The organism is Mucilaginibacter sp. SJ (genome assembly GCF_028993635.1).
GTDB lineage: Bacteria > Bacteroidota > Bacteroidia > Sphingobacteriales > Sphingobacteriaceae > Mucilaginibacter.
In genome coordinates this window covers 2,525,496-2,541,721 of sequence record NZ_CP118631.1, presented here as the reverse complement: position 1 = coordinate 2,541,721, position 16,226 = coordinate 2,525,496, and the positions used below count along the sequence as shown (strand labels likewise).

Here is a 16,226-nt window from a genome sequence, read left to right as displayed (position 1 = left end):
GCTAAAAGCAGTAAGAAATAAAGATTTTAACTACTTTAGCTTTCAACTCTCCTTAAAAGCTTTGTGCTTTCAGCCTTCGGCTTTCCGCTCAACGCTTAAAACATATTCTTCAACCCGTCAATAATGCTTTCAAAAAAGGTGGGGATGCTTAACCCGTTGTGGTAGTTGAAATACAGGAAGATACAAAAGATAACCACGGCAATAATGATGAACCGCTTAAACATATAGGCCAGCAACACCAGTAACAGAGGGATAGCTATCAGTAATACCCAGCTGATATGGAATGGACTTAGTTTACTGTCATGTTTGTAAATGTAGTATAATATGGCATGTGTGCCGGAATCGTTCATGTGTTTGGCGTACAGGAAGGTTGAACGGTCAAGCTTGTGGCGATAAAAAGCCGTGCCTTTGTCAAACTTAAGTTCTTCGGTGAAACCGTTCATTACAAAGGTGAAAACGCCGTTTACATTTTCCTGGATCACACCTGCCGTATCGGTTGCAACTACGGCTACCTCATCAACCGCAAAGGGGTTTTCTTTAACTACAAAGTTGTTAATAGCGGTCTTATCGGCAAATGCAAAGCTGTGTGCGGCTGTAACAATGCAAAAAATAAGTAAAAGTTTTTTCATGGTTTGATAGAAAGCTCTTATCGGTGCTGTAATTATCTGCAATAAAAATAGTGTTTTTTATGAGCTATCGGTTAAGGAAATAAATACTTAAAGGTTTATGGCGCATAAATAATCTTTAATACTAATCAATATGAACACGTTACATACTAAGTATAGCTGCGTTATAATATTTACACAATAATTAAGCTGAATTAGCACTTAAATGTTAGTTTAGCCCGTATGATAAAAGCCTACAGGTTATATACCGCTGATGACGGTCATTCACATGTACAAAAAGGGATGGTTGATTTAGGGACACTTAACGAAGCCCTTGCGGTTAGGTTTCAGGAATCGGAGCCGCATGCATTTTATGATTATCATAATGCTCCAACTAATCAGTATGTAATAACCCTTACCGGTATCCTCGAATTTGAAACTTATCCCGGCGAAAAATTTATACTTAAGCCCGGCGAAATCCTGATAGCCCAGGATACTACAGGGACTGCGCACAAATGGCGGTTGATGGATGATGAGCCCTGGAAACGGGTGTATGTTACCTTTGATCCGGCAAAGCCGGTAAATTTTGTGCCCGATAAACAATAAATGTCGCGGTAATTGTTGATGCCGTAATATTCCTTTTAATCAATAACCTAACGCTTGTAAAATAAAACTTAATGAATTTAAAAAAGTATTTACCTGTTGTAATCGGCGGCTTATTGCTAAGCAGCAATGTTTTTTCCAAAGTGGTATTACCTGGTGTTTTTAGCGATAACATGGTTTTGCAGCAAAAAACTATGGCTGGTATATGGGGCACGGCCGATGCCGGTAAAACGGTAACCATTACCTCGTCATGGAATAATAAAACTTATACGGCCGTAGCCGATGCAGCAGGTAACTGGAAAATCAAGGTCAAAACCCCATCATATGGTGGCCCTTATAAAGTCAGCATAACCGATGGCAGCGAGCCCGTAGTTTTAAATAATGTATTGATAGGGGAGGTGTGGATTTGCTCCGGCCAGTCGAACATGGAAATGCCCGTGGCCGGTTGGGGCCAGGTAAATAATTATAAAGAAGAAATAGCCAACGCAAATTACCCGGAGATCCGTTTGTTACAGGTATCGCAGGCAACAAGCCTTACCCCGCAAACCAATATAAAAGTGGCTAATAACGGCTGGATGGTATGCTCGCCTCAAACTATTGGCGAATTTTCGTCGGTAGCATATTTTTTTGCCAGGGAGATCAATAAACAGGTTAAAATTCCCATCGGCCTCATCAGCTCAAACTGGGGCGGTACCATGATCGAGGCCTGGAGTGATGAAAATACGTTAACTAATAACCCGATTTTCAGTGCACAGATCAAACAGCAGCAGGAATCTGCTAAAACAGAAACTCCATCTACCTTTGCACAAAAATTGGATGAGTGGAACAAGCTTGCCACCGCTGCCGATTGGGGGTATACCAATAATAACGCGTTCAACTTGGATACTGCCGGCTGGCGGAGCATGCTGCTGCCCCAGTTTTTTGAAAAAGGCGCTTTAGGAGATTTCGATGGCGTTGTTTGGTTCCGTAAAAAGATTACCATTCCTGCAGCCTGGGCCGGGCAGGATGTGAAGATTAGCTTGGGTAAGATAGATGATAATGAAATAACATTTTTTAACGGTGAAAAGATAGGCGCTACGGATGGTTACACAAAGTCGCGTGATTACATTATTCCTGCTGCAAAAGTAAAGGCCGGGGAGTCGGTGATTACTGTGCGGGTTTTTGACAGCGGCGGTGGCGGCGGTCTGTATGGCGCCGATGAAATGCAGTTGGTATCAGCGTCGGGTGAAAAGATCTCCTTAGCCGGTAACTGGGATTATAAAGTAGGTTTTAATATAAAAAGCCTGCCACCCATGCCTGTTGCCAATAACCCGAACCGGTTGGCTGTGTTGTATAATGCGATGATCAATCCGCTTACACCTATGGCTATCCGTGGCGTAATCTGGTACCAGGGCGAAGCTAATACCGGCAGGCCGGGGCAGTATAATGAGTTATTTGAGGGGATGATAAATGGCTGGCGTACCATTTGGAACGAAGGCAATTTCCCATTTTATTTTGTACAGTTAGCTAACTGGCAAAAACGTGAAGCCGAGCCCGTAGCATCAGGATGGGCAGAGTTACGGGAGGCACAAACAAAAACGCTTGAGCTTCCCAATACAGGTATGGCCGTAGCTGCCGATCTGGGGGACGCTGATAATATCCACCCTAAAAATAAACAGGAAGTTGGCCGAAGACTGGCTTTGGCAGCTTTAGATAAAACTTACCACAAATCGCAGCCATATTCGGGACCGATGTATAAATCGCAGAAAATAGAGGGTGATAAAATTGAACTAAGCTTTAATTATACCGATGGCGGTTTAAAAGCGCGGGGTGGCGAAACATTGCAGGGCTTTGCCGTTGCCGGCGAGGATATGAAGTTTCACTGGGCTACCGCTGTTATAAAAGGCAATAAGGTTATAGTAAGCAGCCCGGATGTTAAAAGCCCGGTTGCGGTAAGGTATGCCTGGGCCAATAACCCGGTGATCACCCTATATAATGGCGCTGGTTTACCGGCATCGCCTTTCCGCACGGATAATTGGCCGGGAAAATAGTTATTAAAGAATCGTCATTGCTGAAGATCGAAGCAATGACGATTTTAATATGGCTAATACCTATAACAATGGCCGCGGATCAAATATCACCCGTATAGAGTTTATTTTACTATCAACCACATGATACCATCCGCAGCTGAATATGTTAGCGCGGCCCATATCAATATCATAAAAGATGCATACATCATCGCCATCGCTAAACACCCGTTTAATATCATATTTCAGCTTCATGTGCTGCATATCAGTAAAATAGGCATCGGCACCATCGCGCTGGCCAAGTACGCCTACAAATTTCAAGTCGTTTGCCACACAATTGCGGGCCTCTGCAAAATCTTCTTCGTTTAATGCTTTTATGAAGGAAAGCACTACGTCATTGGCGCTGCCAACTGTTGCACCTGCTTCTGTTGTCATAGGAGTAATTATTTAAGGTTACAATGATTTATATATAACTATCAATAATTATTCCTTTAAACATCATTCAGTAAATAATTCTTAAATTTATTAGGATGAAAAAGCACTTCGTAATAAAGCTGACCGGTAACCGCCCAACGTTTCCTAACAATATGACCGATGACGAACGCGTTATTATGCAAGCTCATGCCGAATATCTGAAAGGGAAAATGAAAGAAGGCCTGGTGCTTATTTTTGGCCCGGTTTTCGACCCGAAAGGTGTTTATGGCCTTGGCATCCTTACAGTTGATGACGAAGCTCAGGTACACGAAATTATCGCCAATGACCCGGCCAATGTTTTAGGCACTTATGAAGTGGCATTGATGATGGCCTGGGGCGCAGATTAGTTATTAATTTAACAACAAAGCCGCCCGGTACTACGCAGGCGGCTTAAAATCAAAACAACAAAATTAAAAGGATTAATTAAGTGGTGGCTGAAGTTGGGTAGTTACACCAATGCGGTTCCAGGCATTGATGGTGATGATAGCCATAATCACTTGTGCCAGGTATTTTTCGTCAAACAATTCTGCGGCTTTTTTATAGGTTTCGTCAGATACGCGGCCGGCGATCAGGGTTACTTCTTCTGTAAGGGCTAATATTGCACGTTCCTGCTCATCAAAGAAAGGTGCTTCGTGCCAAACGCTGATGTTGTAAATGCGGCGTTCGGTTTCGCCGGCTTTGCGGGCATCGGCAGTGTGCATATCCACGCAAAAGGCACAACCATTAATTTGTGAGGCGCGGATCTTGATCAGGTCTTTATGACGGGTGGTTAAACCTGTACTTTCAATATATTTTTCAAGGGCGATCATGGCCCTGTATCCAGCCGGTTCGGCGGTGTTTATTTTTAAGCGGTTCATGTTTTTTTCTTTTTTGTTAATACAAAGTTGGGGATAAACATGCCCTCAAAAAATGAACTGAGTTTAAGAAAATCAGATTTTTTTAGCTCTGAGCCGGCTCAAAAACTGTGGGGTGAAGCCTAAATATGATGCCAGCATGTATTGTGGTACCCGCTGCACAAAGGCCGGGAAAAGGCTGGTAAAGTGCCGGTAACGCTCCTCATCGTTCTGATTAAAAATATATCCTATACGCCGTTGCGACGCAACAAAGGCTTTTTGCATCATGACACGGAAATAGCTTTCCATTTGCGGCACAGCTTCAAACAACGCCGCGCGGCTTTTTTCGGTAAGCAGCAGCAGCTCCGAAGCTTCAATGGTTTGGATGTAGGTTGTGGCGGGCTGGTGATTAAGCAGGCTGTCCTGATCGGCTATCCACCAGTTTTCCAAACCAAACTGGATGATCTGCTCATTGAGCTTGTTATTAACAAAGTATTGCCTCAACAGGCCTTTGGTTACAAAATAATTACCTGCACAAAGTTTGCCGGATTCTAAGATAAATTCCTTCTTTTTAAAGTTCTTAGGCTCAAAATGCCTGCAAATGGTTGCCTCATCGGCCGCGGATAACTGGACGTATCTTTTAATGTGGTTGATGAGTTCGGGATACATATATCAGGCTTGAGTTGATCGACACAAATCTCTCGAATTAGATTGAATTGCGCCAATTAGAGTTATATCTCCGGCAAAATAAATGTTATTTATATTAAAGCTCCAATTGATTATGCCGTGAGATGTTTCCATATCGCCCAATGTTCGTTCGCCAAATTTTTGATCTGATGCTGAACTATAGACAGCTTTAGTTCCTGATAGTTTTTGTGGTAATAGGTTGATAGTTTCGCTACCTTTTCATCGCCTGCAATCAGGTATAGATATTCGTTCGCATTTTTCTTGCCAGATATCGAATAGGTCAAAAAACCTTCTATATCGCTTATTTTATAAACTTTTTTTAAGCCAAATCCAAACCAGCGAACCCTGATTACTGTGTCACCATCAATAACTATTTTATGGGCTTTATGATTTAGTTGATACCCTATCAAACTACAGATAGTCCAGTTAAATATCATATAAGGAAATATTAGGAAATGAAGGGGCTTACCATGAGCAAAAAAAATATCGAAATTAATGAAAATAAAAAAAACTATCAGGCAGTTCAAAAACAGGCACATCAGTATAAGGAATTTAGGCCAAAATTTGAACTTGGATCTCATTTGTCTAATACATCATTAATAAACTTTACCTGCGCCATCAAGTTCTGCCTTTTCCTCATACCCTAAATTTAAATCATCTTCAATTTTTTGCTTTGTCGGGCGCAGATAAATAAAGTAGGCTATGATAGCTCCGGATATGCCCAAAAAAATCAGGTTGCCGGTTAGCATGAAGCTCACAATAGCAAAAAGGGAAGGCCCCTCTAATAAAGCAAACCTCACGATCAATGCAGATTGATAAGCAGCGAGTTTAGTCTTCAACGGACTTTGGCCGTCTATTTTGTTCACCAATGTTTTAAATAATATGTTGCTTATCGCAAAACCACTAAGGGCCATAATCGGCGCAACGTAAATAAACACGTCATCACTTTTACTTGTAGTGTGATTTTTAGTTGTCATAAAAGCTGCTGCAGCAAAGATGATTTGTCCGGCTATTAAAGCAAGGTGTATGATTGATATTGTTTTTACGAAGGTATTGGGGTTTTGAACCACCGATTGTTTGTTGATCATGTTAAGGTTGGCTATTTTGAAGCAAGATAAATAATAGAAATGATTTAAAGGTAGGCCGCCGAAGGATAATTTAAACGGTTGTACTTTTTAAATCGCGATGGTCGTAAAACGCCCCGATAATGTCATTTTTGCCCCTCTCAGCGCCGGGGGATGCTGCCTAACTTTATATTAAACAAAAACAAACTATCATGGCAACTAAAGAAATTGTACAGCAGGTTATCGACGCTTTTGATAACAATGACGTTGAAAAGATCTTAAGTTTTTTTGCCGACGACGTAAAATGGACTATGAAAGGCTCATCCGTAACTATTATGAACGGGAAGAATGAAGTGGAGCAATTTTTAGGCGGCATGGAAGATGTAAAAATGGTTTCATCAACCAAGGAGCATATTATTGTGGACGGCAACACTGCGGCTGTCGACGGCCTTGTTCGGTGCAAAGACAAAAATGGCAAGGACATGGCTATGTACTATGCCGATATTTATGAGCTTGAAAATGGCAAGGTGAAAAGGGTTACCTCGTACATAGTTGATAAAAAGGAATAGATTGTTTTTGAGGTGAAAGGAAAAAGGTTAAAGGAGAAAGGTTTTGTCCTTTGTTATCTAAACTTCTTCCAACGTTAGCAGGTTATCGATACCCGCCCTGTCGGTTAGAGATTGGAGATGTTTTTTGCCGCCGTTTTCAGGTTTCACTACGGTAAGATAGGTTTTGCCCCGCTCGGTGCTTACATAAAATGCCTGGCTGTTGGCTTCAATGCGGGCTATGGCTTCGGCAACGGAGATTACTACTCTTGGTCTGTCTAACGATTCATAATAACCAATGTGGGTTATCTGCTCATGTGTACCTGATGCTTTGGATTTATCAATACAGTTTACCTGGTAGCTTGCCATAAAATATCAATGTGGTATGGGTAAAGATAGGATTTAATAAGTAATAAGAAGGTTAGAAGAAAGTCATTAAAAGCGTTATGCTTGGAGTGTCAGCGTGCGCCTTTCGAAAGGTCACATGCGAAAAGATTAAAATTGGGTGTCATGCTGAGCCTGTCGAAGCATGGTGGGCAAGGCCTCTGCGCACGAGTCTTCGACAGGCTCAGACTGACAGCCCTTCCTTTGTTATACCGCCTTCAACGTTCACCCTGTTTCAAACTCAGGATGACGGTTTATTTTAAAAACCTTACTTTTGCCCCTCATCAATCCCGGTAAATTGTACTCAAAAGAACAGGCAACTCAACTAAAACAAGCTTTCTGGACAGCATTTGGACAATACCTCAAGCCCCGGCTTTCGGCCGATGGCCTGCGCACCAACTGGGTTAATTATAAAACGGGTATCAAGCATCTGTACTTTAAAATGGAGGCTGATAAAAAGTCGGCTTTTATTGCTATTGAAATGAGTCATCCCGATGCTGATATCCAGCAATTGATGTTTGATCAATTTATGGAATTGAAGAATATTCTGAACGGCCAGCTTAACGAAGAATGGGACTGGCAGTTGCATACTACTGATGAATATGGCAAAACGGTAAGCCGCATTATTAAAACCCTGCCCGGTGTAAGCGTATTTAACCAGCAGGATTGGCCTTCGCTTATCTCTTTTTTTAAACCACGAATTATTGCGCTTGATGAGTTTTGGAGCGTAGCGCAGTATAGTTTTGATTTGTTTAGATAAAGTATGAAATAGAGCGGAGAGGAAAACTTACGAAGTTTTCAAAACTTCGTAAGTTTAAAATCCTCAAGCAGAAAATCTCAGGCCATGTGCGCCACATCATCGCCGGCCGTTAAAAAGCAATGGTTAACCGTGTCAATAACATCGCTCAGGTTGAAAGGCTTGGCAATAAAAGCGTCGGAGCCATAATTGCCTAAGGATTCCAGCACACGCGGATAAGCCGATACCATCACCACCGGGATGTGCGCCGTCGCCGGGTTGGTTTTTAGCATGTGGCAAAGTTCACCACCGTTTATACCGAACAAAATGTAATCCAAAATCACAAGGTCGGCATTTGCTGATAGAGCCGCCTTGCATATGTCATCAGTATAGTTCAGTACCTCAACTTCATAGTGCTCCATTTCCAGAGCTTCTTTCATCACTTCCAAAATATCCTCGCTATCATCAAGGATCAATATCTTTTTCGACATAATTAATAATTGGTAAAGAAGATAACGCGGGGAGCGTTTCTTTTGTTTTCAAAGTTAAATCCAATTATTGTAACAATCAAGTAACAACCTGTAGCTATAAATATATATTATTTTACCCCTTTAGTTCGTCTACCAGTTTATTTACCCTTTTTAAAACCGTATCTAAATTAGCGGGTGTATCGGTTACTTTAGCAATCATAATACCACCTTCAATCAGTGCTATCATTGATAAAGCTACTTCGGTTATATCAATGCCCGGTTTAAACTCGCCGGTTTCAATGCCTTCGGTTATCAGGGTTTCTATCCGTGTTTTCCATCGCACAACTGCCTTGGCGGCCTTATCTTTTAAAAGCGGGTTGGTATCATCTGCATCAACGGCGGTATTTAATATCGGGCAGCCCCCAGCAGGGAAATCGCCCCGCGAAAAGCTATGATAAACCTGTGCATAAACCAGCAGCTTATCATGGTAAGTTTTGGCTTTTTGAATCCGCTCCTGTACCTGGTTACGCACTTTGGCCGAATTGTAATCAAAAACTTCAGCAGCTACTTCTTCCTTGTTTTTAAAGTTGCCGTAAATACTGCCCTTGGTAAGGCCTGTAGCTCCTGTAAGGTCAGACAGGGAAGTGCCTGCGTAGCCCTTTTTATTAAATATAGATGCGGTACGCTCGATAATGAACTGGCGTGTGCGCTCGGCTTTTGACAATTCGTTTTCCATAATACAAATATACCAATTGGTATTTAATTAGTGATCATTTATGATAACAACAGCCCGGGTTTGTTTTTTACGGTTAATAACCAGGAACAGCAGTGGCATAGCCAGTAAAAATATCAGGCCCGAAAACAGGTAAGCATCCAGGTAACTAAGCAATGATGATTGCCTGTTAATAGTATTATCAATAACCGCAATGGCCTTTTTATGTGCTTCAAATGATGAAAAGCCCCGGCTGCCGAAATAATTGGTAAGCTTAGCTATCCGCGCGGTAGTTTGATCGTTAAAAATATTAATATTCGATAGAAGGTCATTGCGGTGTAATCCGAAACGTTGGGCTACGTATGTATTGATTACGGCGATGCCAAATGACCCACCTAACTGCCGCATCATGTTATTTAAAGCAGTTCCCTGTGGAATGTCTTTAGGTTCGAGCCCGGATACAGCCAAAGCTGTAAGCGGAACGGTTAATAAGGCAATACCCATTGCCCGGTAAATTAGTGGTCCAACCAGATCACCAGGCGCTGCCTCCAGGTTCATGCGCGACATTTGCCAGGTAAAGCTGATGAAGATAACGAACCCCGCGGTAATGATGATTAACGGAGATACACCTTTTTTTAACAATGTGGCCGAAAATAACAAGCCCACAATGGCCAGTACCGCGCCGGGCAACAGAATAAGCCCCGTAATAGTTGGCGGGAACAGGAGCACCCTTTGAGCCAGTACAGGTGTTAGGAATACCGACGTAAACAACCCGAATCCGGTTACGAATGTTAGTATAGCCGCTACGGCGAGCGACTTGCTTCGCAACACCCTAAGATCGATAACAGGGTTAGGCGTTGTGAGCTCCCACCAAATGAAAGTACTGAGACTGATGACAGCTATTATAGTAAGCACGATGATATAACCTGCCGAAAACCAGTCGTCCGTTTCGCCGCGTTCCAATACGGTTTGGAGGGAGCCTATGCCGATGACGAGCAGGAGAATGCCCCACCAGTCTACACTTTTTACTTTGGCTTTGATCTCCGGTTCGGTGACCAGCAATAAACTGGATATAGTTACAGCAATACCGATAGGGATGTTGATGTAAAAGATCCATGGCCAACTATAATTTTCGGTAATGAACCCACCCAGAGTAGGGCCAATAGTCGGGCCTAAAAACACACCCACGCCAAACAGCGCGCTGGCTATGCCCACACGTTCCTTGCCGTAAACCTCAAATACAATAGCCTGAGATACTGATAACAGAGCGCCGCCGCCGATGCCTTGCAAAAAGCGGAAAGCGACCAGTGTCCATATGTTTGACGAGAGCCCGCACATGGCCGAAAAGAAAGTGAACGCGATGATAGACCCGATATAATAATTACGCCGGCCAAGCTTGGTGGTTAAAAAACTGGTCATCGGTATTACGATGATGTTGGCAATGGCATAAGCTGTAATAACCCAGGAAGTATCTTCGAGCGTAGCGCCAAGATTACCGCTCATGTGCGAGAGGGCAACATTTACTATTGAGGTGTCTATCAGTTCCATGATAGCAGCGGCTATAACGGTAATGATAAGGATGCTTTTTTTCATTGAAATATGAATTGAAAAACTAAAAATTGTCCTAAAAAATACCAATCGGTATTTTTTAGGACAAAAAATTAAATCAGAGATTTATCTCTGATGCAGGGCTTTCAATGCTTCGGCCGGGTTTGACAGGAACAAGCGGTAGAATGGTTCGGTGCCACCAACGCGAATCTCAAAGTTGTTGGTTTCAAAACCAGCTACAAATTCATCTGCAACCTGTGACGCCGGAATTCCGTTATGTCCGCCAATTTCTGCCGAAAATTCGGTATCAACCAGTGGAGGCATCAGCTCAAATACTTTAATGTTGGTATCTTCTAAAGCGGCACGTAATGATATTGTGTATGAGTGCAGGGCTGCTTTAGTTGCGGAGTAGGTAGCAGTTTGTTTACCTGGCAAAAAGGCAACTATTGATGATACATTTACGATAGCCGCTTCACTTTGCTGTTGCAAAACCGGAAGCAGTTTTTCGTTAAGGCGGATTACTGAAATATAGTTGGTAAACATTTCAGTTTGCGCGTTTTCAAAAACGTTGGGCGTAGTGAGCAGGTCATTGATTGAAGCTGCACCGGCGTTATTGATTACCACGTTTAGCTGAGGGAAATTTTTTTTCACTTGTGCGGTTAATGCTTCCACATCTTCTGCATTTGATATATCGGCTTTAATTGCGGTTACATTTTGTAATTGAGCAGCGGCTTTATCCAAACGATCCTGGTTGCGGCCTATAATAATTACATGATTATTTTTAGCAGATAGCTGTTTTGCAATTTCAAAACCTATACCGGCACTGCCGCCGGTTATCAGTACTGTATTTTGTGAAGTTTTCATGTTGTTGAGTGTCATTTAGTTTTGACAGTACAAAAATATACCAATTGGTATATTTTTGTATCATTCATTTGTCATTGTTGTAAATTATTGATTTTTAGAGTGAAAGCATAGGGCTTAGGTTCTTGCGCTCGTTTGTAACCTACCGTGTACCCACATCTTTTTATTATAGGAAAATGTCATTTCGAACGAGCAAGCGCGGGGAAAAGCGAGGCGCGAGGAGAAATCTTATACGCCTTTCAAGCCGGAATGGCTGCTTGTAGAAGATTTCTCCTCACCTCCGGCGCACAACCCTACCCAAGGTTCGTTCGAAATGACAACAATTTTTGTTTAATCAAAAGGTTTGATAAGATGTGGGTACACGGTAGGTTACAAACGAGCGCGAGATAAGGAAGTTGGGGGTGATGCAAATGAAAAAGCGTCATTGCGAGGTACGAAGCAATCCCAAACAGTACAGGGCGGCTCTGTAAGTAGGGGATTGCTTCAAACAGGAATGACGTTGTTTTTAAAAGATCTTTAAGAAAGTATAAACACCGATAAACTCCTTGGCCCGTGTGCACCAATCACCAATGATTGCTCAATATCAGCAGTTTTTGAAGGGCCGGAGATAAACGAGCCATAGCCGTAATCAGCATCGGCAATTACCTGGTAAGCCTGGGCCATGGTAGGCACAAAATCATCTTTGCCGATCACTACCGCCAGATGCTGGGCAATAAATGGCAACACCCGGCTACCCATATCCTTTTCAGTAAGCCAGAGGGCCCCGTTTTCGGCAACACCAAGTTTAGTACGAAGTACAGTTAGCTCTACATCGGCAAAGTTGTGGCCGTCTTCGTGTTTCACGGTTTCGGCGTAAATGTAATCGCTCAGCTCATTAAGGGCTGATATGACCTTAACGCCGGCTTTAAATTCGTTATTAATGATGGTTTTGATCTCATCAAAGCCACTAACCTCATAAACAAAGCTGCCGCCTGCTGTAGCTATGGTTTTGTATTTTGACGCCAGATCGGTTCTGACATCGGTTAGGGTATTCAGCACTTCCATATCTGGCAGCGGCATAGCGGTGGGCTGATTAAATTTTACAGCAGCTAAGATCTTTTCGCGGCTCATGAGTTTTTTGCTCCTTTCCTTTTGGCATACCATTCACCAAACGATTCATCGGGTGCTTTTGGCATTTCGCGTTGATTGTACCAGGGGTTTAATTTATTGTTTACCGCAAACGGCGCATATTTAAATACCAGTCGCCCGGTTTTGCCACCCATGCGGTATAAAGTAGGCGATGCCAGCGTCAACGCCATGGCCTTCATGGCCATAGTTTTGGCTTTGGGCGAATATCCTTCCTTAACAATCACCTGCCGCCACTTATACAGTTGGTCATGAATATCTATCTTAACCGGGCACACGTTGCTGCACGAACCACATAGGGTAGAGGCAAATGGCAGGTCGGCATATTTTTTCATGTCGAGGTTTGGCGCCAGGATAGAACCGATTGGCCCAGCAACAGCTGTATGGTAGCTGTGCCCGCCGCTTTTGCGGTAAACCGGGCAAGTGTTCATACAAGCGCCGCAACGGATACATTTTAATGAATTGCGGAACTCCTCACGCCCCAGCTGAATGCTGCGCCCGTTATCAACAATAACAATATGAATTTCGGTACCATTCTGTGGTTTGCTGAAATGGCTTGAATAAGTAGTAATAGGCTGTCCGGTAGCACTGCGGGTAAGCAGGCGCAAAAACACACCGAGGTGTTTCCTTTCTGGAATAAGCTTTTCGATGCCCATGGATGCGATATGGATCTCGGCTAAATGCGCCCCCATATCGGCGTTACCCTCATTGGTACAGATCACGAACTCACCTGTTTCGGCCACTGCGAAATTAACCCCGGTAAGTGCCGCGCGACGGGTTAAAAATACCTCACGCAAATGCTGGCGGGCAGTTTCAGTCAATATTTTAGGGTCCGATTCGCCTTTGGCTGAACCTAAATGCTCGTGGAAAATATCGCCTATTTCTTCTTTCTTTTTATGGATACAAGGCAGTACGATATGGCTTGGCGGTTCATTGGCCAGTTGCACAATGCGTTCGCCAAGGTCGGAGTCAATTACGTCGATGCCCTGTTCTTTCAGGTATTCATTTAAATGGCATTCTTCGGTAAGCATGGATTTGCTTTTTACCATTTTAGTAATGCCCTTTTGCTCAAGCAGGCTGTGTACAATCTGGTTATGTTCGGTTGCATCTGCAGCCCAATGCACTATGATGCCATTTTTAATAGCATTGGCCTCAAACTGCTCCAGGTAGGTGCTCAAGTTTGAAAGCACGTTGAATTTTATCTGCGATGCGGTTTCACGCAGCAATTCCCATTCAGGAAGCTTGTGTGCGGCAATGTCCCGTTTGGCACGTACCCACCACAGGGTTTCGTCGTGCCAGTTCACACGAGGCTCGTCACGGTTAAAATCGGCAGCTAAATGCGGGTGATCTTTGGTAGGAGCGGTACTCATTACAGGCTGTTGTTTAAAATTTCGGCTACGTGAATTACTTTAACATCACTGTTTTGACGGCGCAGGATACCTTCAAGGTGCATCAGGCACGAAAGATCGGCCGAGGTAATATATTGCGCCCCATGCGATACATGATCAGCTACACGGTCTTTCCCCATTTTGGCCGACACTGCCTCCTCTACTACACAAAACGTTCCTCCAAAACCGCAGCAATCATCCTGTCTACTCAACGGCACCAGTTCCAATCCGTTTACCAGATCCAGTAACCGGGCCGGTTTGCTGAATGGTTCGGCAACCAACTCGCTCATTTGGGCAATGCGTAATCCGCGCAGGCCATGGCAGCTTTGGTGCAAACCAACCCGGTAAGGGAAGCTGGCCGAAAGCTGTTGTACTTTTAAAACATCAACCAAAAACTCGGTAAGCTCATAAACTTTTTTGCGGATCTCGGTTGCTTGCTCTTCCTTCCCATCAGCATGTAAATGCTCTTTAATATGAAGGGTGCAACTCCCCGAAGGGCAAACGATATAATCGTATCCCGAAAAATTATCGACAAATAAATTATTGCAGCCGTCGGTTAAATGCTCATAGCCCGAATTGGCCATTGGCTGCCCGCAGCAGGTTTGATTTTTAGGATAATGGACCTCACAGCCAAGTTTCTCCAGTAACTCAAGTGTGGCAATAGCCGCTTTTGGGTAAAACTGGTCAACATAGCAAGGAACAAACAAGGCAACTCTCATCGTTTACACGTTTACTTTATTGGTTAAAGCAATATTAGCGTTTATAATTTGCACAACTATCCTCTGGTATCCTGCCGGCAAAATAAACGGTTATATACTAACATCGAAAGTACAGCTAAGTGTGATACGAGTTTTCAATTTTATTTGCAAAATGCTGACGTTTATTTGCAGATTGTCTGAACCAGGATTTGGGGGATTTTTTGGAAGACAGGATTTTGTCTGAACTCGAATTTTGTAGAATTAAAGATTTATTGAATTTGCCTGCTAATTTGTTGCGTGAAAAGCTTCTGTCAATTCCTTCATCCCAGAAATTCGAGTTCAGACAAAAGATCCTAAAAATCTCTCTAATCCTAAAAATCCCGGTTCAGAATTTAGGGCGTTGCCTCCGGCCTGGCTTTCCGCTCATACTACACAGGCATTAGCCACAGGGCCGGTATCCCAATGTCATTAAGTTAAGGAAAATCCCCCAGAGGGGGAACAGGTTTGTAGCAAAATATTATACCGATAACAACCGTGCCAGAGGTACGGAACACCGGAGTTGTGTACCGCTGGCACACCAAAAATCTATTCAAAATGGTTTCTACAAACCTTTTGCACCTCTGGTGCAGCTTGTCAATCTCTTAACTTAATGACATTGGCCGGTATCCGCTGCAATCCTTAACGCGAAATTTGTTTTCAATTATAAATTCGTCGCTAAACGCTCCCCCTTTAGGGGGCAGGGCGTTCATTGCACATATGCCAGCTTCACATCCTTATAAGCCGGTTTCTGCAATTGTTTTTTTAACCCTTTAAAGCTTTCCGTAGGGCCTTGCGCTGCAAACATGTTGATCAACCAGGCAGGTACCGAGCCTCCGGGATCAAGGTGCAGGGTATAAACGATACTTACATGATTGTTATCGACAGGAGTGATAACCCAGCGGCCGGTCGAGTTTTCAACTCTTACAATGCCATCCTTTACGGGTACCATATTTGAGATAACCGGCGCGTCGATGGTGACCACTTTGGTTTTAGGGTCTTGCGTAACTTTTAAATGTGCCACAAAATCACGGTTATGAACCGGCCATGGTATGTTTACTTCCGAGTAGTAATAAATATCTGAAGGAGACACTTCCTTAATTACAGTGGCAGATTTGGTGTGGTAAACCCATTCGCTGCAGGTTTTAATATCCATTAGTACAGCCACCAATTGTGCCGCTGAAGCATTAAATGTGCACTCTACTTTTATGGCTTTGATTTTTGAATTTGCAATATGACGGGTGTAAACCTTGATGCCTTCTTTGTCGGTGCTTAATGACCATGGCTCTTCAGGGCCTGCCATGGCAAATTTGGCAACAAATAATAAAAATACGATAGTAAGTATCCTGCGCATGGTGTATCAGTGATTGTAAATAAGGTGTGACAAATTTATATACAAAAACAGGCCTGGGTTGCCCCGGCCTGTCAGTAAATGGTCATTTGATATGTGC

20 protein-coding genes are annotated in these 16,226 nt (G+C 43.2%); 5 read left to right on the top strand and 15 right to left on the bottom strand.

Features of this window, described 5'->3' with window-relative positions; genetic code table 11:
- Positions 1–95: 95 nt before the first annotated feature.
- Positions 96–629: a hypothetical protein gene (locus MusilaSJ_RS10150; RefSeq protein WP_274989865.1), complete on the bottom strand. Its 534-nt coding sequence runs from the start codon at positions 627–629 to the stop codon at positions 96–98.
- Between the two features lie 219 nt (positions 630–848).
- Between MusilaSJ_RS10150 and MusilaSJ_RS10145 the strand changes: the two genes are divergently transcribed.
- Complete coding sequence (locus tag MusilaSJ_RS10145) at positions 849–1,211, top strand: cupin domain-containing protein (RefSeq protein WP_274989864.1); 363 nt, start codon at positions 849–851, stop codon at positions 1,209–1,211.
- Positions 1,212–1,282: 71 nt separating this feature from the next.
- Positions 1,283–3,238, top strand: a complete 1,956-nt coding sequence (locus MusilaSJ_RS10140; protein ID WP_274989863.1) for a sialate O-acetylesterase — start codon at positions 1,283–1,285, stop codon at positions 3,236–3,238.
- A gap of 60 nt (positions 3,239–3,298) precedes the next feature.
- On the opposite strand, the gene MusilaSJ_RS10135 is transcribed toward MusilaSJ_RS10140, so the two are convergent.
- Entirely contained in the window at positions 3,299–3,649 is a 351-nt protein-coding gene (locus MusilaSJ_RS10135; protein ID WP_274989862.1) for a nuclear transport factor 2 family protein, read from the bottom strand.
- 95 nt (positions 3,650–3,744) lie between these two features.
- Between MusilaSJ_RS10135 and MusilaSJ_RS10130 the strand changes: the two genes are divergently transcribed.
- Entirely contained in the window at positions 3,745–4,035 is a 291-nt protein-coding gene (locus tag MusilaSJ_RS10130; protein ID WP_274989861.1) for a YciI family protein, read from the top strand.
- A 72-nt stretch (positions 4,036–4,107) separates the two neighbouring features.
- Here MusilaSJ_RS10130 and MusilaSJ_RS10125 read toward each other — a convergent pair whose 3' ends face one another.
- From MusilaSJ_RS10125 to MusilaSJ_RS10110, 4 genes are all read right to left on the bottom strand, one after another.
- Positions 4,108–4,545 (bottom strand): carboxymuconolactone decarboxylase family protein, encoded by a 438-nt coding sequence (locus MusilaSJ_RS10125; protein WP_274989860.1) that lies wholly within the window; start codon positions 4,543–4,545, stop codon positions 4,108–4,110.
- Between the two features lie 72 nt (positions 4,546–4,617).
- Complete coding sequence (locus tag MusilaSJ_RS10120) at positions 4,618–5,190, bottom strand: Crp/Fnr family transcriptional regulator (protein WP_274989859.1); 573 nt, start codon at positions 5,188–5,190, stop codon at positions 4,618–4,620.
- Between the two features lie 110 nt (positions 5,191–5,300).
- On the bottom strand, positions 5,301–5,645 hold the full coding sequence (locus MusilaSJ_RS10115) for a hypothetical protein (protein WP_274989858.1): 345 nt from the start codon (positions 5,643–5,645) through the stop codon (positions 5,301–5,303).
- Positions 5,646–5,804: 159 nt separating this feature from the next.
- Entirely contained in the window at positions 5,805–6,296 is a 492-nt protein-coding gene (locus tag MusilaSJ_RS10110) for a hypothetical protein (protein ID WP_274989857.1), read from the bottom strand.
- A 188-nt stretch (positions 6,297–6,484) separates the two neighbouring features.
- On the opposite strand from MusilaSJ_RS10110, the gene MusilaSJ_RS10105 reads away from it, so the two are divergent.
- Positions 6,485–6,841, top strand: coding sequence for a nuclear transport factor 2 family protein (locus MusilaSJ_RS10105; RefSeq protein ID WP_274989856.1), 357 nt, complete (start codon positions 6,485–6,487; stop codon positions 6,839–6,841).
- Between the two features lie 57 nt (positions 6,842–6,898).
- Here the strand turns inward: MusilaSJ_RS10105 and MusilaSJ_RS10100 are convergent, their stop codons facing one another.
- A complete protein-coding gene (locus MusilaSJ_RS10100; protein WP_274989855.1) occupies positions 6,899–7,186 on the bottom strand; it encodes a DUF3892 domain-containing protein in 288 nt (95 codons plus the stop codon).
- A gap of 289 nt (positions 7,187–7,475) precedes the next feature.
- Between MusilaSJ_RS10100 and MusilaSJ_RS10095 the strand changes: the two genes are divergently transcribed.
- Entirely contained in the window at positions 7,476–7,961 is a 486-nt protein-coding gene (locus tag MusilaSJ_RS10095) for a DUF4268 domain-containing protein (RefSeq protein WP_342457027.1), read from the top strand.
- Positions 7,962–8,038: 77 nt separating this feature from the next.
- Here MusilaSJ_RS10095 and MusilaSJ_RS10090 read toward each other — a convergent pair whose 3' ends face one another.
- The 8 genes from MusilaSJ_RS10090 to MusilaSJ_RS10055 form a co-directional block, all read right to left on the bottom strand.
- Positions 8,039–8,428 (bottom strand): response regulator, encoded by a 390-nt coding sequence (locus MusilaSJ_RS10090; protein WP_274989854.1) that lies wholly within the window; start codon positions 8,426–8,428, stop codon positions 8,039–8,041.
- Between the two features lie 112 nt (positions 8,429–8,540).
- Positions 8,541–9,143: a TetR/AcrR family transcriptional regulator gene (locus MusilaSJ_RS10085; protein ID WP_274989853.1), complete on the bottom strand. Its 603-nt coding sequence runs from the start codon at positions 9,141–9,143 to the stop codon at positions 8,541–8,543.
- Positions 9,144–9,170: 27 nt separating this feature from the next.
- A complete protein-coding gene (locus MusilaSJ_RS10080) occupies positions 9,171–10,712 on the bottom strand; it encodes a DHA2 family efflux MFS transporter permease subunit (RefSeq protein ID WP_274989852.1) in 1,542 nt (513 codons plus the stop codon).
- Positions 10,713–10,793: 81 nt separating this feature from the next.
- Positions 10,794–11,531: an SDR family oxidoreductase gene (locus MusilaSJ_RS10075; protein ID WP_274989851.1), complete on the bottom strand. Its 738-nt coding sequence runs from the start codon at positions 11,529–11,531 to the stop codon at positions 10,794–10,796.
- A 513-nt stretch (positions 11,532–12,044) separates the two neighbouring features.
- A complete protein-coding gene (locus MusilaSJ_RS10070) occupies positions 12,045–12,638 on the bottom strand; it encodes a LutC/YkgG family protein (RefSeq protein WP_274989850.1) in 594 nt (197 codons plus the stop codon).
- Positions 12,635–14,023, bottom strand: a complete 1,389-nt coding sequence (locus MusilaSJ_RS10065; RefSeq protein WP_274989849.1) for a lactate utilization protein B — start codon at positions 14,021–14,023, stop codon at positions 12,635–12,637. Before MusilaSJ_RS10065 ends, MusilaSJ_RS10070 begins: the two co-directional genes overlap by 4 nt.
- Complete coding sequence (locus MusilaSJ_RS10060; RefSeq protein WP_274989848.1) at positions 14,023–14,760, bottom strand: (Fe-S)-binding protein; 738 nt, start codon at positions 14,758–14,760, stop codon at positions 14,023–14,025. Before MusilaSJ_RS10060 ends, MusilaSJ_RS10065 begins: the two co-directional genes overlap by 1 nt.
- A 724-nt stretch (positions 14,761–15,484) precedes the next feature.
- Positions 15,485–16,129 (bottom strand): START domain-containing protein, encoded by a 645-nt coding sequence (locus MusilaSJ_RS10055; protein ID WP_274989847.1) that lies wholly within the window; start codon positions 16,127–16,129, stop codon positions 15,485–15,487.
- Positions 16,130–16,226: the final 97 nt, after the last annotated feature.

Excerpts from the sequence above, each read along its gene's own strand:
- MusilaSJ_RS10135 (WP_274989862.1), bottom strand. The coding sequence starts at position 3,649 with ATGACAACAGAAGCAGGTGCAACAGTTGGCAGCGCCAATGACGTAGTG.
- MusilaSJ_RS10090 (WP_274989854.1), bottom strand. The coding sequence starts at position 8,428 with ATGTCGAAAAAGATATTGATCCTTGATGATAGCGAGGATATTTTGGAA.
- MusilaSJ_RS10065 (WP_274989849.1), bottom strand. The coding sequence starts at position 14,023 with ATGAGTACCGCTCCTACCAAAGATCACCCGCATTTAGCTGCCGATTTT.
- MusilaSJ_RS10105 (WP_274989856.1), top strand. The coding sequence starts at position 6,485 with ATGGCAACTAAAGAAATTGTACAGCAGGTTATCGACGCTTTTGATAAC.
- MusilaSJ_RS10070 (WP_274989850.1), bottom strand. The coding sequence starts at position 12,638 with ATGAGCCGCGAAAAGATCTTAGCTGCTGTAAAATTTAATCAGCCCACC.
- MusilaSJ_RS10140 (WP_274989863.1), top strand. The coding sequence starts at position 1,283 with ATGAATTTAAAAAAGTATTTACCTGTTGTAATCGGCGGCTTATTGCTA.
- MusilaSJ_RS10145 (WP_274989864.1), top strand. The coding sequence starts at position 849 with ATGATAAAAGCCTACAGGTTATATACCGCTGATGACGGTCATTCACAT.
- MusilaSJ_RS10080 (WP_274989852.1), bottom strand. The coding sequence starts at position 10,712 with ATGAAAAAAAGCATCCTTATCATTACCGTTATAGCCGCTGCTATCATG.
- MusilaSJ_RS10110 (WP_274989857.1), bottom strand. The coding sequence starts at position 6,296 with ATGATCAACAAACAATCGGTGGTTCAAAACCCCAATACCTTCGTAAAA.
- MusilaSJ_RS10085 (WP_274989853.1), bottom strand. The coding sequence starts at position 9,143 with ATGGAAAACGAATTGTCAAAAGCCGAGCGCACACGCCAGTTCATTATC.
- MusilaSJ_RS10130 (WP_274989861.1), top strand. The coding sequence starts at position 3,745 with ATGAAAAAGCACTTCGTAATAAAGCTGACCGGTAACCGCCCAACGTTT.
- MusilaSJ_RS10120 (WP_274989859.1), bottom strand. The coding sequence starts at position 5,190 with ATGTATCCCGAACTCATCAACCACATTAAAAGATACGTCCAGTTATCC.
- MusilaSJ_RS10060 (WP_274989848.1), bottom strand. The coding sequence starts at position 14,760 with ATGAGAGTTGCCTTGTTTGTTCCTTGCTATGTTGACCAGTTTTACCCA.
- MusilaSJ_RS10075 (WP_274989851.1), bottom strand. The coding sequence starts at position 11,531 with ATGAAAACTTCACAAAATACAGTACTGATAACCGGCGGCAGTGCCGGT.
- MusilaSJ_RS10125 (WP_274989860.1), bottom strand. The coding sequence starts at position 4,545 with ATGAACCGCTTAAAAATAAACACCGCCGAACCGGCTGGATACAGGGCC.
- MusilaSJ_RS10100 (WP_274989855.1), bottom strand. The coding sequence starts at position 7,186 with ATGGCAAGCTACCAGGTAAACTGTATTGATAAATCCAAAGCATCAGGT.
- MusilaSJ_RS10055 (WP_274989847.1), bottom strand. The coding sequence starts at position 16,129 with ATGCGCAGGATACTTACTATCGTATTTTTATTATTTGTTGCCAAATTT.
- MusilaSJ_RS10115 (WP_274989858.1), bottom strand. The coding sequence starts at position 5,645 with ATGATATTTAACTGGACTATCTGTAGTTTGATAGGGTATCAACTAAAT.
- MusilaSJ_RS10150 (WP_274989865.1), bottom strand. The coding sequence starts at position 629 with ATGAAAAAACTTTTACTTATTTTTTGCATTGTTACAGCCGCACACAGC.